General features: G+C 37.3%; 14 protein-coding genes, 1 pseudogene and 1 CRISPR repeat array. Of the genes and pseudogenes, 10 read left to right on the top strand and 5 right to left on the bottom strand.

The genetic code is table 11. The annotated features are described in order from the left end of the window. Nucleotides 1-53: 53 nt before the first annotated feature. The 7 genes from fadR to A1D26_RS05160 all read left to right on the top strand — a co-directional run bounded on the left by fadR (nucleotide 54) and on the right by A1D26_RS05160 (nucleotide 9,734). Entirely contained in the window at nucleotides 54-776 is a 723-nt protein-coding gene (gene fadR / locus A1D26_RS05190; RefSeq protein WP_157403007.1) for a fatty acid metabolism transcriptional regulator FadR, read from the top strand. 262 nt (nucleotides 777-1,038) lie between these two features. Beyond that, nucleotides 1,039-2,211 carry a phosphoglycerate kinase gene (locus A1D26_RS05185; RefSeq protein ID WP_157403006.1) on the top strand — a complete coding sequence of 391 codons (1,173 nt, stop codon included), beginning with the start codon at nucleotides 1,039-1,041 and terminating at the stop codon, nucleotides 2,209-2,211. A gap of 70 nt (nucleotides 2,212-2,281) precedes the next feature. Further along, on the top strand, nucleotides 2,282-3,361 hold the full coding sequence (fbaA, locus tag A1D26_RS05180; RefSeq protein WP_157403005.1) for a class II fructose-bisphosphate aldolase: 1,080 nt from the start codon (nucleotides 2,282-2,284) through the stop codon (nucleotides 3,359-3,361). 408 nt (nucleotides 3,362-3,769) lie between these two features. Then, complete coding sequence (cas9, locus tag A1D26_RS05175; RefSeq protein ID WP_157403004.1) at nucleotides 3,770-6,937, top strand: type II CRISPR RNA-guided endonuclease Cas9; 3,168 nt, start codon at nucleotides 3,770-3,772, stop codon at nucleotides 6,935-6,937. A 53-nt stretch (nucleotides 6,938-6,990) separates the two neighbouring features. Beyond that, on the top strand, nucleotides 6,991-7,908 hold the full coding sequence (gene cas1 / locus A1D26_RS05170; RefSeq protein ID WP_157403003.1) for a type II CRISPR-associated endonuclease Cas1: 918 nt from the start codon (nucleotides 6,991-6,993) through the stop codon (nucleotides 7,906-7,908). Next, nucleotides 7,901-8,227, top strand: a complete 327-nt coding sequence (gene cas2, locus A1D26_RS05165) for a CRISPR-associated endonuclease Cas2 (protein ID WP_157403002.1) — start codon at nucleotides 7,901-7,903, stop codon at nucleotides 8,225-8,227. The genes cas1 and cas2 overlap by 8 nt, the downstream gene beginning before the upstream one ends. Nucleotides 8,228-8,290: 63 nt before the next feature. After that, nucleotides 8,291-8,987: a CRISPR direct-repeat array (repeat unit 36 nt; unit sequence ATTATAGCACTGCGAAATGAAAAAGGGAGCTACAAC). Between the two features lie 186 nt (nucleotides 8,988-9,173). Continuing rightward, nucleotides 9,174-9,734, top strand: coding sequence for a DUF5358 domain-containing protein (locus A1D26_RS05160; RefSeq protein WP_157403001.1), 561 nt, complete (start codon nucleotides 9,174-9,176; stop codon nucleotides 9,732-9,734). A 70-nt stretch (nucleotides 9,735-9,804) separates the two neighbouring features. Here A1D26_RS05160 and manA read toward each other — a convergent pair whose 3' ends face one another. The 4 genes and pseudogenes from manA to A1D26_RS05145 form a co-directional block, all read right to left on the bottom strand. Continuing rightward, a complete protein-coding gene (gene manA / locus A1D26_RS05155) occupies nucleotides 9,805-11,016 on the bottom strand; it encodes a mannose-6-phosphate isomerase, class I (protein WP_157403000.1) in 1,212 nt (403 codons plus the stop codon). Beyond that, nucleotides 11,016-11,471, bottom strand: coding sequence for a DUF986 family protein (locus tag A1D26_RS05150; RefSeq protein ID WP_157402999.1), 456 nt, complete (start codon nucleotides 11,469-11,471; stop codon nucleotides 11,016-11,018). Before A1D26_RS05150 ends, manA begins: the two co-directional genes overlap by 1 nt. Next, nucleotides 11,413-11,607: pseudogene (locus tag A1D26_RS09755) on the bottom strand (hypothetical protein); the annotation flags it as partial. The pseudogene A1D26_RS09755 and the gene A1D26_RS05150, both read right to left, overlap by 59 nt. A 2-nt stretch (nucleotides 11,608-11,609) precedes the next feature. Continuing rightward, complete coding sequence (locus tag A1D26_RS05145; protein WP_157402998.1) at nucleotides 11,610-12,557, bottom strand: bile acid:sodium symporter family protein; 948 nt, start codon at nucleotides 12,555-12,557, stop codon at nucleotides 11,610-11,612. 177 nt (nucleotides 12,558-12,734) lie between these two features. Here A1D26_RS05145 and A1D26_RS05140 point away from each other — a divergent pair, with 177 nt between their 5' ends. The 3 genes from A1D26_RS05140 to A1D26_RS05130 all read left to right on the top strand — a co-directional run bounded on the left by A1D26_RS05140 (nucleotide 12,735) and on the right by A1D26_RS05130 (nucleotide 15,578). Then, nucleotides 12,735-13,547, top strand: a complete 813-nt coding sequence (locus A1D26_RS05140) for a 5'-nucleotidase, lipoprotein e(P4) family (RefSeq protein WP_157402997.1) — start codon at nucleotides 12,735-12,737, stop codon at nucleotides 13,545-13,547. A 103-nt stretch (nucleotides 13,548-13,650) separates the two neighbouring features. Further along, nucleotides 13,651-14,934 carry an aminopeptidase PepB gene (pepB, locus tag A1D26_RS05135; protein WP_157403042.1) on the top strand — a complete coding sequence of 428 codons (1,284 nt, stop codon included), beginning with the start codon at nucleotides 13,651-13,653 and terminating at the stop codon, nucleotides 14,932-14,934. A 206-nt stretch (nucleotides 14,935-15,140) separates the two neighbouring features. Then, the gene (locus A1D26_RS05130) at nucleotides 15,141-15,578 is read left to right on the top strand and encodes a LexA family protein (protein WP_157402996.1); all 438 of its coding nucleotides are present in this window, start codon (nucleotides 15,141-15,143) and stop codon (nucleotides 15,576-15,578) included. A 12-nt stretch (nucleotides 15,579-15,590) separates the two neighbouring features. On the opposite strand, the gene A1D26_RS05125 is transcribed toward A1D26_RS05130, so the two are convergent. Continuing rightward, nucleotides 15,591-16,139: a C40 family peptidase gene (locus A1D26_RS05125; protein ID WP_157402995.1), complete on the bottom strand. Its 549-nt coding sequence runs from the start codon at nucleotides 16,137-16,139 to the stop codon at nucleotides 15,591-15,593. Nucleotides 16,140-16,216: the final 77 nt, after the last annotated feature.

The following is a 16,216-nucleotide window of genomic DNA, read 5'->3' as shown; positions in this document are numbered from 1 at the left end:
TTAATCTTAAGAGTGGAGTTCTTCTTCATTTTCCCAATTTGGAATACGCATCAATGGATAAATCTGAAATTTTAAAGGCTCAAAGCCCAGCAGCTCTCGCAGAAGAGTATATTGTTAAAAGTATTTGGAATAACCGCTTCCCTGCGGGATCAGATTTGCCAGCAGAACGAGAATTAGCTGATATTATTGGCGTAACCAGAACAACGTTACGAGAAGTGTTACAACGCCTAGCTAGAGATGGTTGGCTAAGTATTCAGCATGGTAAACCTACTCGAGTCAATAACGTGTGGGAAACTGCAGGCCCAAATATTATTGAAACTTTGATTAAGCTTGATCGCTCTACTATTCCAATGATTATTGCCAATGTTGTTTCTCTACGAACTCGAATGGCAGAATACTATATTCCTGAAGCAATTCGTTTAGATACAAAAAAATCATTAACACTATTCGAAGGATTAGATGAACTCGTAGATAATCCAAAAGCTTATGCGGAATTCGATTATAACCTATACCGTAGCTTTACTTTTGTGGCGAATAAACCAGTTTATGGGCTAATTCTAAATAGTTTTAAAGATCTCTACTATCAAGTTGCGACACTCTTTTTTTCAGAAGCACAATCTCGTCAATTAACCTTTAATTTCTATCAGTCTCTTAAGCAAGCTTGCCAAACAGGTGAATACGAACAAGCAGTAGAGTGTATGGCTCGTAATAGACAAAGTAGTACTGTGATTTGGGCTGAAATGCTAAAAAATTTACCTGAGCATTTTGGGGAATGAATTTCTGAAAGGAGGCCTTTTTAAGCGCTTTATTAATTAGCCTTCAATTTCACACTTAATTTTCCTTATTACAGTAATTTAAGCCCAAAACAAATAAAAAAACAATGTGATAATATTCGATATGGCATATTCTAGAATTCTGATAAAAGGCTGAAAAAACAGAGAAAATTGCAGAATAATTTGATCTATATTCGCCCAAATAAATGGGAAACTGATATAATCAATCCGTTTTTAATTTTTAAAATCAAAAGAGGAAATCACTATGTCTGTAAAAAAAATGGCAGATCTTGACCTTGCAGGTAAACGTCTTTTTATTCGTGCTGACCTTAATGTACCAGTAAAAGATGGCAAAGTAACGTCAGATGCTCGTATTCGTGCGACTATTCCAACACTTAAACTTGCTTTACAAAAAGGGGCAAAAGTGATGGTGACTTCTCACTTAGGTCGTCCAACTGAAGGCGTTTTTGAAGAAGCAAACTCTCTACAACCTGTGGTTGATTATTTAAATGAAGCACTTGATGTACCAGTTCGTTTAGTACGTGATTATTTGGATGGCGTAGAAGTCAGTGAAAATGAAATCGTTGTGCTTGAAAACGTACGTATTAACAAAGGTGAAAAGAAAAACGATCCTGAGCTAGCGAAAAAATATGCGGCACTTTGTGATGTATTTGTAATGGATGCATTTGGTACGGCTCACCGTGCAGAAGGCTCAACTTATGGTGTAGCTGAATATGCGCCAGTTGCGTGTGCAGGCCCATTATTAGCAGCAGAATTAGACGCGTTAGGTAAAGCATTAAAAGAACCGCAACGCCCAATGTTAGCGATTGTGGGTGGTTCAAAAGTATCAACCAAATTAACCGTTTTAGACTCTCTTTCTAAAATTGCTGACCAGTTAATCGTTGGTGGTGGTATTGCCAATACCTTTATTGCTGCTGAAGGTCATAATGTAGGCAACTCATTATGTGAAGTAGATTTAATTCCTGAAGCTCAACGTTTATCAAAAACAACAAGCATTCCAGTACCTGTTGATGTGCGTGTAGGAACAGAATTTTCAGAAGTGGCACCAGCAACTCACAAATCAGTAAATGAAGTTGCTGAAGGTGAATCAATCTTTGATATTGGCGATAAATCTGCGGAAGAATTAGCAGAAATTATTCGTAATGCGAAAACGATTCTTTGGAATGGTCCAGTTGGCGTATTTGAATTCCCGAACTTCCGTAAAGGGACTGAAATTGTTGCAAATGCAATCGCAGAAGCAACCGCTAATGGAGCATTCTCAATTGCGGGTGGTGGTGATACATTAGCAGCCATTGACCTATTTGGTATCGCAGACAAAATTTCTTACATTTCAACAGGTGGCGGTGCATTCTTAGAATTTGTGGAAGGCAAAATATTACCAGCAGTTGAAATTTTAGAAAAACGTGCAAATGACTAATTGCTCAAGGGGCGTATCATATACGCCCTATTTTTAACCTTTGATTTTTTAAATATATAAGGACTCCAAAATGGCTAAATTATTAGATATTGTAAAACCAGGCGTAGTAACTGGTGATGATGTACAAAAAGTTTTTGCATTTGCAAAAGAACATAATTTCGCAATTCCTGCAGTAAACTGTGTGGGTACAGACTCAGTAAACGCAGTCTTAGAAACAGCAGCTCGCGTTAAAGCTCCAGTGATCGTACAGTTCTCAAATGGTGGTTCACAATTCTACGCAGGTAAAGGTATCAAACCAGCAAGCGGTGTTCGTGCCGATGTTTTGGGTGCTATTGCAGGTGCAAAACACGTTCACGAATTAGCGAAAGAATATGGTGTTCCAGTTATTCTTCACACTGACCACGCAGCAAAAAATTTATTACCTTGGATTGATGGAATGTTGGATGCAGGTGAAAAATTCTTTGCAGAAACAGGTAAACCATTATTCTCTTCACATATGATTGACCTTTCTGAAGAGCCGATGGAAGAAAATATGGAAATCTGTAAAAAATACCTAGAACGTATGAGCAAATTAGGTATGACGCTTGAGATCGAAATCGGTATTACAGGTGGTGAAGAAGATGGTGTGGATAACAGCGATGTTGATGAGTCTCGCTTATACACCCAACCTGAAGACGTATTATTCGTGTACGATTCATTAAACCCAGTTAGCCCTCGTTTCACTATTGCTGCAGCATTCGGTAACGTACACGGTGTTTATAAACCAGGTAATGTAAAATTAAAACCTTCAATCTTAGGTGCATCACAAGAATTCGTTTCTAAAGAGCGTAACCTTCCTGCCAAATCAATCAACTTCGTATTCCACGGTGGCTCAGGTTCAAGTCGTGAAGAAATCCGTGAAGCAATCAGCTATGGTGCGATCAAAATGAATATTGACACAGATACTCAATGGGCATCTTGGGATGGTATTTTACAATTCTACAAAGCAAACGAAGCATATTTACAAGGTCAATTAGGTAACCCAACAGGCCCTGATGCACCAAACAAAAAATACTACGATCCACGCGTATGGTTACGTAAAATGGAAGAATCTATGTCTAAACGTTTAGAGCAATCTTTCGAAGATTTAAACTGCGTGAACGTATTATAATTTGTAAAATTTTGCATAAAAAAGACCGCTTATACGGTCTCACATTACTAACAAACCTCTAGACCTCTGGCTAGAGGTTTGATCTAATATGCATATAGAAAAAGCATACTAGAGAAATAGTTTCTAAAAAGTGCGTTAAGGTATTCTAGCAATAGACTACACATTTTTTAGTAGCCATTTTGTCCATTACCCAATAGATTAAGAATGAAAAAACGATGCCCCTTGAAACCAAAGTTCCAAGGGGCAGAGCGTTGCGAGAAATTCATCTCTTATTGTAACAACGTTTTTCATTTCGCAGTGCTATTACAACGCTGTAAATTTTAATCTCTCATTTTTTTATCGTCAATATTCTTTTTATTATAAAAATTGCTAAAATTTGCTCAAAGGCTAAATGATAGGAGAAACATTATGAAAACTTCATTATTAAATTATGTTTTAGGTCTTGACTTGGGTATTGCTTCTGTTGGTTGGGCAGTTGTGGAAATTGATGAACAAGAAAATCCACAACGTCTAATTGATGTGGGTGTTCGTACTTTTGAGAGAGCTGAAGTCCCTAAAACCGGCGAAAGTTTAGCATTAGCTCGTCGTTTAGCTCGCTCTTCTCGCCGACTAGTGAAACGTCGTGCACAACGAATTAAAAAAGCGAAACGTTTATTAAAAGCAGAAAATCTTTTACTTTCAATAGATGAGCAACTACCGAATGATGTTTGGCAATTACGAGTTAAAGGGTTAGATCAAAAGCTTGAACGCCAAGAATGGGCTGCAGTATTGTTACATTTATTAAAACATCGTGGTTATTTATCGCAACGAAAAAATGAAAGCAAAAGTGAGAATAAAGAACTCGGTGCATTGCTTTCGGGTGTAGCAACTAACCATCAAATTCTAAAAGACTCGAAATATCGTACACCTGCAGAAATTGCGGTTAATAAATTTCAAGTAGAAGATGGACATATTCGCAATCAACGAGGTGCTTATACACATACATTTAGCCGTTTAGATTTGTTGGCGGAGATGGAATTATTGTTCACTCGCCAATCTGAACTAGGCAACCTTAACACCTCTGCAAAATTATTAGACAATTTGACCGCTTTATTGATGTGGCAAAAGCCTGCTCTCGCAGGTGAAGCTATTTTGAAAATGTTGGGTAAATGTACCTTTGAACCAACGGAGTATAAAGCGGCGAAAAATAGCTATTCTGCTGAGCGTTTTGTATGGCTAACAAAATTGAATAATTTACGCATTTTAGAAAATGGGATTGAACGAGCTTTAACTGATAATGAACGTTTAACCTTACTTGAACAGCCTTATGAAAAAGCCAAATTAACTTACTCTCAAGCTAGAACAATGCTTACTTTATCGGATGATGCCATTTTTAAAGGTGTTCGGTATCAGGGGGAAGATAAAAAAACGGTTGAAACGAAAACCACTTTAATGGAAATGAAAGCCTATCATCAAATTCGTAAAGCATTAGAAGGTGCGGATTTAAAAATAGAATGGCAAACACTTAAACATAATACTGGGTTGCTTGATGAAATTGGTACAGCATTTTCACTGTATAAAACTGATGAGGATATTTGTCGTTATTTAGAGGGGAAACTATCAGAAAGCATGTTGAATGCATTGCTAGAAAATCTTAATTTTGACAAATTTATTCAACTCTCCCTTAAAGCATTACAACAAATTTTGCCATTGATGTTGCAAGGACAGCGTTATGATGAAGCAGTTTCCGCAATTTATGGTGATCATTATGGTAAAAAATCAGAAGAAATTCACCGCTTGTTACCGAATATTCCTGCTGATGAAATCCGAAACCCAGTCGTATTACGCACATTGACACAAGCCCGTAAGGTAATCAATGCTGTAGTTCGATTGTATGGAACACCCGCTCGCATTCATATTGAAACAGGGCGTGAAGTCGGTAAATCTTATCAAGATCGTAAGAAGCTAGAAAAGCAGCAGGAAGACAACCGTAAGCAACGTGAAAATGCTGTGAAAAAATTCAAAGAATATTTCCCAAATTTTGTAGGCGAGCCAAAGGGTAAAGATATTCTTAAAATCCGTTTGTATGAATTGCAACAAGCGAAATGTTTATATTCAGGCAAACCTTTGGAATTACATCGTTTGTTAGAAAAAGGCTATGTAGAAGTTGATCACGCTTTGCCGTTTTCTCGCACTTGGGACGATAGCTTTAATAATAAAGTGTTGGTTCTTGCTAACCAAAACCAAAATAAAGGTAATTTAACCCCTTATGAATGGCTAGATGGTAAAAATAATAGTGTTCAGTGGCAACATTTTGTTGCTCGTGTACAAACTAGCGGTTTCTCCTATACCAAAAAGCAACGTATTTTAAGCCATAAATTAGATGACAAAGGGTTTATCGAACGTAATTTAAATGATACTCGCTATGTTGCCCGTTTCTTATGCAATTTTATTGCTGACAATATGTTACTGACAGGCAAAGGCAAGCGCAAAGTATTTGCGTCAAATGGGCAAATCACAGCTTTATTGCGTGCTCGTTGGGGCTTACAAAAAGTACGAGATGATAATGATCGTCATCACGCTTTAGATGCTGTGGTAGTCACGTGTTCAACGGTAGCGATGCAACAAAAAATTACGCGCTTTGTGAAATATGAAGAAGGTAATATATTTAGTGGTGAACGTGTTGATCGTGAAACGGGGGAAATTATTCCATTGCATTTTCCAACCCCCTGGGCATTTTTTAAAGAAAACGTCGAAATCCGTATTTTTAGTGAAAATCCAAAGTTAGAGCTCGAAAATCGTTTACCTGATTATCCGCAATATAATCACGAATTTGTACAACCATTGTTTGTTTCTCGTATGCCAACACGAAAAATGACAGGGCAAGGGCATATGGAAACCATCAAATCAGCTAAACGTTTAAGTGAAGGGTTAAGTATATTAAAAGTACCTTTAACACAGCTTAAATTGAACGATTTAGAACGAATGGTTAATCGTGAGCGTGAAATAGGATTGTATGAGACCTTAAAAGCACGTTTAGAGCAATTTGGTAACGACCCTATGAAAGCCTTCGCTGAACCATTCTATAAAAAAGGTGGCACATTAGTAAAAGCCATTCGAGTGGAACAAACACAAAAATCAGGCGTATTAGTGCGAGATGGTAATGGTGTGGCAGATAATGCTTCAATGGTTCGAGTTGATGTCTTTACTAAAGGCGGAAAATATTTCCTAGTACCGATTTATACTTGGCAAGTGGCAAAAGGAATTTTGCCTGATAGAGCGGTTGTCGCAAATACACCTGAAGATGAATGGGAATTAATGGACGAAAGTTCACAATTTTTATTTTCTATGTATTCGAATGACCTGATAAAACTTAAAACGAAGAAAACAGAAATTTTAGGTTATTTTAATGGGCTAAATCGAGCTACTGCGGCTATTGATATTAAAGAACATGATCTAGAGAAATCAAAAGGAAAAAATGGTATTCATCAAAGTGTTGGTGTAAAACTCGCCCTTTCTCTTGAAAAATACCAAGTCGATGAACTTGGAAAAAATATTCGACCTTGTCGCCCGACTAAACGACAAAATGTACGTTAATTCAGTCCCTGCACTTATTGAGTGCGGGGATTTGTTTATTTAAGGATTTATCTATGACGTGGCGGAGTATTTTAATCAGTCAGGGCGGTAAACTTTCACTTAAACAAAATCAAATGCTAATTCAGCAAGATGGTAACGAGTTTACTGTACCTTTAGAAGATATTGCTATTGTTGTGGTGGAAAGCCGAGAGACAGTCATCACTGTTCCGCTACTTTCTGCTTTTGGTTTGTATGGTATTACTTTTTTAACTTGTGATGAGCAGTTTTTACCCTGTGGGCAGTGGTTGCCATTTAATCAATATCATCGACAACTCAAAACCTTAAAATTACAGCTAGAAACGAGCTTGCCACAAAAGAAACAGCTGTGGCAGAAAATTGTGCAACAGAAAATTCGTAATCAAGCAAAAGTATTAAGTATTTGCAACTTTTACGCAGAATCTACCCGCTTGTTGAAAATGGCAATGCAAGTAAAATCAGGCGATAAAGATAACCTAGAAGCACAAAGTGCGGTCATTTATTTTCAAACTTTGTTTGGTAAAGGTTTTAAACGCACCGAAGATGAAAATAGGGTAAATATTGCATTGAATTACGGCTATACTGTGATGCGTTCAGCAGTTGCTCGTGGGCTAGTACTATATGGTTGGTTGCCCCAAATCGGCTTGTTTCATCACAGTGAACTTAATGCTTTTAATTTGGCTGATGATTTTATTGAACCTTTTCGCCCGTTGGTCGATCTACTTGTAGTTGATCTTGCGAATAAAGATAAGTTGTCTTTCAATTTATCTCCTATTTTAAAGCAACGCTTAATTAAGGTCTTGAATTATCAACTGTTATTTAAGCAAGAAAAAGTGAATACCTTAACGGCTATTGAGCGAACAATTAGCACATTTCAGTCTGCATTAAGTCAACGAAATGCGGATTTGCTAAAATTGCCCGAAATTCTACCGCTTGCGGAGCATCAATATGAGTGAGAATGTATTTATGCGTATGATTGTATTATTTGATTTACCTGTCACAACGAAAGCCAAAATGCGAGCGGCAAACCAATTTCGGCAGTTTTTATTGAAAGATGGCTACCAAATGTTGCAACTTTCTATTTATACCCGAATTATTCGAGGGCGTGATTCAATGGAAAAACATCATAAAAGATTAGTGGAACATTTGCCTGAAGAAGGCTCAATTCGTTGTATTTCTATCACGGAAAAGCAATTTTCCAATATGGAAATTCTTGTTGGGGAGAAAAAATTGCAAGAAAAAAATGTTAATTCGAACCAACTTTTGTTGTTTTAAAGCGATTTTTTCAGCAATAAAAAAGCCTTGAACCATTACATTTCAAGGCTTTTTAGCATCCCTATTATAGCACTGCGAAATGAAAAAGGGAGCTACAACCATTTGTCTTTAGGTAATGTTATCTTTTCCATTATAGCACTGCGAAATGAAAAAGGGAGCTACAACTCGCTTTGGTTTCCTAAATTAATCAAATTAATTATAGCACTGCGAAATGAAAAAGGGAGCTACAACGTGCCTGTTGTATTGTTCGCTAATCCGTTAAATTATAGCACTGCGAAATGAAAAAGGGAGCTACAACGCAGCGACTGCGGCAGTGCGAGGAGCGGAAATTATAGCACTGCGAAATGAAAAAGGGAGCTACAACTCATTCGAGGTCTGCTAGGTGGTCTGTAATATTATAGCACTGCGAAATGAAAAAGGGAGCTACAACGATTGAAGGTGCATTAAGTGCAGGAAATGGATTATAGCACTGCGAAATGAAAAAGGGAGCTACAACTGGTTGCTTTAACAATACGTGGAATATATTATTATAGCACTGCGAAATGAAAAAGGGAGCTACAACAACTTGTTTAAATGCCTCATCTCTTACACGATTATAGCACTGCGAAATGAAAAAGGGAGCTACAACCTGTACAACGATATGCTCACAATCACCGCAATTATAGCACTGCGAAATGAAAAAGGGAGCTACAACTAAAAAGTGAATAATAAATTTAATTTGAAGATTATAGCACTGCGAAATGAAAAAGGGAGCTACAACAAAGATTTATATTAGCTGCTGAACCAGCAGTCACTCGGTCACTTATAGTACGAAAATTCAAGCAATCTCATTTTTATAGGTTAACATACTTGCTAATCTAATACAGATCCATTATTTGTATAACGCCTTTATTAACAATATCCTTCTTGTTAGAATTCAAACAAAATACGCAATAGGAATTCAATAATGACTAAACAATTACTCCTAACGGGATTACTTTTATCCCTTACTGCTTGCGGTAATCCACAAAAAACCAAAGAAGAAGCATTTCCCGGTCAATTTATTGGGGCAGATTATCTTTTATCTGAACAAGATGCTCAGCGTTGGGCAAATGCAAGCCGTCAAGCAGAACAATGCATCTACCCAAATTTAACTCGTATTCAGAAACAACATTTCTCTAAAGAGGATGCTTACATTCACGCACAATATGTGTTCTTTTATCCCCTTGAAAAAATTATTGGTGAACAGTACGTCAAAATGATTCAAGATGATGAAAAATCAATGGGTTATGCACAACATCAATTTAAAAAATACAAAGCAGATAATGTTGAAAAGCTAGGCGCTGATGAATGCCGTCTTTTGCAAGAAAATGCTCGTAACGACTTAGCTGTAGTCAAAGGACAATACAAAAGCGGTATGGTTGAAGAGATCAAAACAGATACCAAGAAAGATCCTGATGGTGTAGCAACTAATGAAAATAAATTCTTCTTTGATATTATCAAATGGGGTACGGCATTACTGTTGTAATTCAGTGAAGATTTAAACCAAAAGCGGTCAAATTCGACCGCTTTTTTTCTATTTATACAACAAACCTTATTTACGGCAAAGTCGCTACAACCGCATAGCCATTTTGCTCGCCAATGCTTTCTACTTGCGTATTAGCACTAATAAAGACTGATTCGCCTTGTTTTAGATGAATGGCGTTATTGCCTAAATCTAAATATAGGCTACCCTCCATCACTAGTAAAATACTCGCACTTGAGCTGGTAAATCTTTCTTCACTGAACGCTTTAAAATCTAGACGTTGCAATGCGAAATCTTGGGCTAATGGAGTAGGATACAAAAAGAGATTGCTTTCTTGCTGTTCAGGGTGGTAACAAGGGATTATTTTCGGTACCACTTCACTATAATCAATAATGTTTAATAATGCAGGAATATCAACGTATTTAGGTGTTAATCCACCACGAATAACATTATCAGATGCTGCCATTAACTCAATATTTTGTCCGCGTAAATAGGCGTGGGGTAAGCCTGCACCTTGATAGATTCCTTCGCCTTTTTCAAGATGGACGATATTAAATAGATAGAAACAAAGCAGCCCTGCATCCAGTTTTGTCAATGGAATGTCCATTGCTTCTAACGTATAAAGCACCCAGTATTCTGCTTGGTTTAAAGACAATTTTCCTTGCTGATAATCAGGGCGATATTGCTCAATAATCGGTAAAAGCCACTGTTCCAACTGGGGTTGATCGGCTTGCATAATCTCCGCATAAACCTTTGGCAAACCTTGATGTTGAATACGTTCTGCAAGCGGTGCTAAAGAGGCTATATTTTGCAAATCTTGTATGATCTGCGTAAGAGGTTTAAATCCGTGAAGTAGCCAAAAGTCCGATAATGCAATCATCATTTCAGGCTTATGGTTGCGATCTTTATAGGTTCGATGGCTAGCGGTTAAGGGAACTCCCTGTTGTTCTTCTTGTAGAAAGCCTTGTTCTGCCTGTGATTTTGTGGGATGGAGCTGAATAGAAAGCGGTAACTTAACGTCTAAAATTTTCAAAAGATAAGGCAGTTCATTGCCAAATTTCGCGCGACCTTCATCACCGAGTAATTCAGGGGCAGTATCTAATAGACGGTCTAAAGGGAGCCATTTTTGTTCAAATTCAACTAAAGAAGGTGCTGAACGATGAGCACCAAGCCAATATTCTGCATAAGGCTGTCCATTGTTATTCTCTAATTTCAACCAAGTAGGGATAAAATCTGCTCCCCCCCAGTTATAGTGTTGATGCTTGCCCATTAATTTAAAAATCATTATTTGTATCCTCCAAAGAAATTCACAACTTTTATAACATCTTGCGAATGTTTGATTGGAATAAATAAACGGCGACCGTTGGTTAAATCAATCACTAATTTTTGCTTGTCCGCTAAGTTAATTTGTGAAATACGTTGATAATCAATATAGAATGCACTTAAGAAAAAACCACGGTCTTTCAACAATAATTTGGGTTTGCGTAAAAAACTACTATACACAACCAAAATGACCGACATGCCTAACAGAAACAGTGTGAACGCTTGAATACCTGTTTGTAAACCTTGTGCAATGGTTAACCCTATTAGCCCAATTAAAATCCAAGAGTCAATTTTTGCTTGTGGTTGTAGCTCAATCGCTAACTTGGTTTGTCCATTACGTTTAGGGACTATCACTTGTTCATAGATGGCATAAGAAAGTGTAATAAAAAGTCCGATAATAAGAATAAAGTTTGTCATAAAAATACGGTTGAATACATTTTAGGGGCTGTCTTAGAAGTGTCACAAAATTAAACCGAAATTCACATTCTTTCAAGAATAAAGGAAAATTTTTCCTGCTCACTTCCGTAATACCATAGCCCCTAACTAAATGCTTATCTATTTATGATTTTTATCTGACTTCATTGCACTGAAAATCATCGCTAAAATTGGACCTGAAATGTTGTGCCAGAAACTAAATACTGCACTTGGTACGGCAATTAATGGATTCGCTTTAAAGTGAATGGCGGCTAATGCTGCTCCTAAACCAGAATTTTGCATACCTACTTCAATAGATACAGCTTTGCTATCGACTAAAGGCAGTTTGAATAAGCGAGCAACCCCATATCCAACTAGGTAACCTAAGCCATTATGCAACACAACAACACCAAAAATCAGTAAACCTGACTCAATAATACGATCTTTACTGACTGCCACAACCGCCGTTACGATTAACACGATCGCAACAACAGAAATTAATGGCATTGTTTGACTAAACTGCTCAATTTTTTCTTTGAAAATAGCACGAATGACTAAGCCAATAAAAATAGGTAAAAGCACCATTTGTAGCACAGAAATAAACATGGCACTTGCATTAATATCTAACCATTGGCTTGCAAATAGGTAGAACACTGCTGGCGTTAAAACTGGAGCAAGTAAGGTTGAAATTGTTGTACAAGCAACAGAAAGCGCGGTATTTCCTTTCGCTAAAAAGGTCATTACATTTGATGATGTACCACCAGGGCAAGCACCAACTAAAATGACGCCAATAGCAAGATCAGGCGGCAGTTGGAATAATTTTACAAGTAAGAAAGCAATACTTGGCATTACAACGAATTGTGCAACTACACCAATCATTACCGCTTTAGGATTACGCGTTACTTCGGCAAAGTCTTTAAATGTAAGGGTTAAACCCATTCCTAGCATTACAATACCGAGTAAATAAGGAATCCACGGTACAAACATTTTAAACGTTTCTGGAAATTGTGCGGCAATAAAGGCAAAAACAATTACCCAGAGGGCAAAGGTTTTGCTCACAAATTGAGTAAATTTGAGTAAAAAAGACATTGTGTTTCCTTTCAAGTGAATAATATTAGTTATCGATATACTGAAAGTTGCATAAACTTTCGGAAAGGTAAGATAATAGAAATCCACTAAAAATCAATCTCTTTACTCGTTCTTAACAAATTTTAGCAGTATAATAACCGAGATTCTGACATTTCTTTACATAGAAGGAGACAACCAATGAAACCTATGATCAAACTTTCTACTCTTGCAATCTGCTCTATTTTTGCCCTAACAGGCTGTGCAACACAGCAACCAAATGGCGAAGAAAAACTACAACAACACGCAGTATTAGGGGTAAACTGGGTGCAAGAATCTGGGGAATACCAAGCGCTTGCTTATCAAGCATTTAATGCTGCACAAGTTGCTTTTGATAAAGCCAAAGTTGCGAAAGGCAAGAAAAAAGCGGTTGTCGTTGATTTAGATGAAACAATGATGGATAACAGCGCTTATGCCGCTTGGCAAATTAAAAATAACAAAGCCTTTGATGGTAAAGATTGGACTCGCTGGGTAAATGCGCGTGAAACCAAAGCCATTGCAGGTGCAGTAGAATTTAATAATTATGTGAATAGCCACGGCGGTACAATGTTCTATGTATCTAATCGTAAAGACGATGGCGAAAAAGCGGGAACTTTAGATGATATGAAAACTTTAGGTTTCAAGGGGGCAAGTGAGCAAACTCTATTCTTGAAAAAAGATAAATCAAATAAAACCCCTCGTTTTGAAGAAATTGAAAAACAAGGCTATGAAATCGTACTTTACATTGGCGATAACTTAAACGATTTTGGCGATGCTTTCTACAAAAAATCGAATGCAGATCGCCGAGCATTAGTCGCTGAAAACCGCCAGTTATTTGGTAAGAAATTTATTGTGTTACCAAATCCAAACTACGGCGATTGGGAAGGTGCAGTGTTCAATTATAACTACAAATCAAGTGCAGAAGAAAAAGCCCAAGCTCGTGATAAAGCATTGCGTGCGTGGAGTGGTCAATAATTTATTTTCATCTAAGCGGTGAGATTGTGCTAAAAATTTGCAAAATTTTCTGCCTAACTGACCGCTTATCATTTTTATAACATAAGGACACATTATGTCAGCAATGCAAATCATACTATCAACACAGCCTGCCGCAGAGCAGTGGGGAAAAGATGCCCTACTTTCGGCAAATCAAAATAGAATGACTATTCATTTACAGAAAGACCCTTTAGTGAGTATTCAAAAAGCCGCTCGTAAAATTAAAAATCAAGGTATTTTAAATGTTGCATTGGTTGGCGAAGGCTGGGGATTAGAAGAAAGCTGGGCGTTCCAACAAGGCTTTGTGAGCGTAAAAAGTACAGGAGAAATCACATTCCCTGCATTAAATAGCGATCAGGCTGAATTTGATGCTCGTTTAGCTTGTTCAACTTTTACTCGTGAAATTATCAATGAACCATCTGATGTATTAACTCCTGAAGTATTAGCTCACAAAGCGGCTGAATTTATTGTCCATCAAGCGGATAAATATGCAGGCAAAGGTAAAGTATCTTTTGAAATCATCTCTCGTGAAGCAGTAAAAGATCGTGGTTATTTAGGTATTTGGACCGTTGGTAAAGGCTCTGCTAATATGCCAGCGATGTTACAGCTTGATTTCAACCCAACAGGAAACCCTGACGCACCTGTGTTAGCTTGTTTAGTTGGCAAAGGAATTACATTTGATTCAGGCGGATATAGCATTAAACCGAGTGATTCAATGTCCACAATGCGTACAGATATGGGTGGAGCAGCATTAGTAACGGGTGCTCTAGGCTTAGCGATTGCTCGTGGTTTGAATCAGCGTGTCAAACTTTATCTCTGCTGTGCTGAAAATATGGTAAGTAGCCGCGCATTTAAACTAGGGGATATTATTCATTATCGTAATGGCGTGACTGTTGAAGTGCTTAATACCGATGCCGAAGGACGATTAGTCTTAGCTGATGGTTTAATTGAAGCAGATAAACAAAACCCACAATTTATTGTGGATTGTGCCACTTTAACAGGGGCGGCAAAAGTTGCCGTAGGAAATGATTACCACGCAGTACTCTCAATGGACGAACAATTAGTATCAGATTTATTACAATCAGCAAAATCTGAAAAAGAACCATTCTGGCGTTTACCATTTGAAGATTTCCATCGTAATCAAACCGCTTCTTCCTTTGCCGATATTGCAAACGTAGGCTCTGTGCCTGTACCAGCAGGAGCAAGCACTGCAACGGCATTCTTATCTTATTTTGTGAAAAATTATCAACAAAATTGGTTGCATATCGACTGTGCAGCAACATTCCGTAAAACCGCAAGTGATTTATGGGCAACCGGCGCAACAGGGATTGGAATTAAAACCTTAGCAAATTTACTTTTATCCAAATAAGATAACTTGATGTGAATATAAGCCATAGTCATTAACTTGACTATGGCTTTTTATTTGGATCTGATTTATGGCACTGTATAAATTTACAAAAAAAATCGATCTTTTTATTGACACTGTTTTTTTGAACAGTAAAATAACCTGTATAAACACACAGTTTACTGATCGTATTGAATAAAAATCAGACTGTAAAACAGCAGGAGCAAAATATGGCACATCTTAGAACATTAACACGTGAATTATCTTATCAACCAATACCGTTATATCGTGATTTTAACGCCCAGCGTTCAATTAAATTAGATCTCAATTCACTTTGTATTCGTAAACCAACAGATACCTTTTTTATTCACGTTAAAAATCCAAATCTGATTGCGTGGGGCATTGAGTTAGATGATCTTTTAATTGTAGAGCAAAGTGAGCAGATCTTAATTAACGATCTTTTTGTGATTGAGAAAAATGGTGAATATAAGTTTTACCAGTTTTTTAATCAAATTGGTCAAGAAAAGATCTTATTTTCACTTGATGTAGCTGAACCTAATTTACGCATTTCAGATTGGAATGAAGTTCAGGTTGCGGGTGTCATTACAAATGTGGTTCACCAAATAAGAAACCGCACATCTCATCATCAAACAAGATATGCGGCTTAAAACTAGAACAGTTTAAAGTACTCGGCGTGATTGTGTGTAAGTTTTTGCCCAGTATTTTTCAGATAAAGAACTGGTTATAACGCCTCGACTAGAGCTTGCGTGAACAAATTTGCCACCGCCAATATAAACACCAACGTGATTATTCTTGCGGAAGAAAACTAAATCGCCTGGTTTTAGGTCTGATTTTGAAATCGATTTTCCAGCGTGTCTTTGTTCTGCTGTAGAGCGTGGAAGATGAATATTAAAGGCATTACTCATTGTGGTTCTAACAAATGCAGAACAATCAATACCGGCTTTAGTTGTGCCACCTAAACGGTAGCGAGTACCTGCCCATTGGCGATAAGTTGAGAGAACTTTGTTAGCGTTGCTTACGGTGTGATGATTTGACGTATCCTTAGCTAAAACCTTATTTTTCACTGTAACTTGTTGATTGAGAATTTGGTTTGGTGTTGCCGCTTTAGTACTTAAACTTGCATTTGCTAACGAAGAATAAGTCGCTAATGTAATCAAGCTCATCATAATGAAAACTGATTTTGTCAGTGTGAAAAATAATTTTTGCATAATAAATTTGTCTCGCCAGAACAGAAAAGCGAAGCACTCCTAAAAAATTGAATAAATAAACGGTATAAAATAATTGG

Source organism: Ursidibacter maritimus (assembly GCF_009761395.1).
Lineage (GTDB): Bacteria > Pseudomonadota > Gammaproteobacteria > Enterobacterales > Pasteurellaceae > Ursidibacter > Ursidibacter maritimus.
Note: the sequence above shows the minus strand (reverse complement) of the source record. Positions and strands in the feature narration are given on the sequence as shown.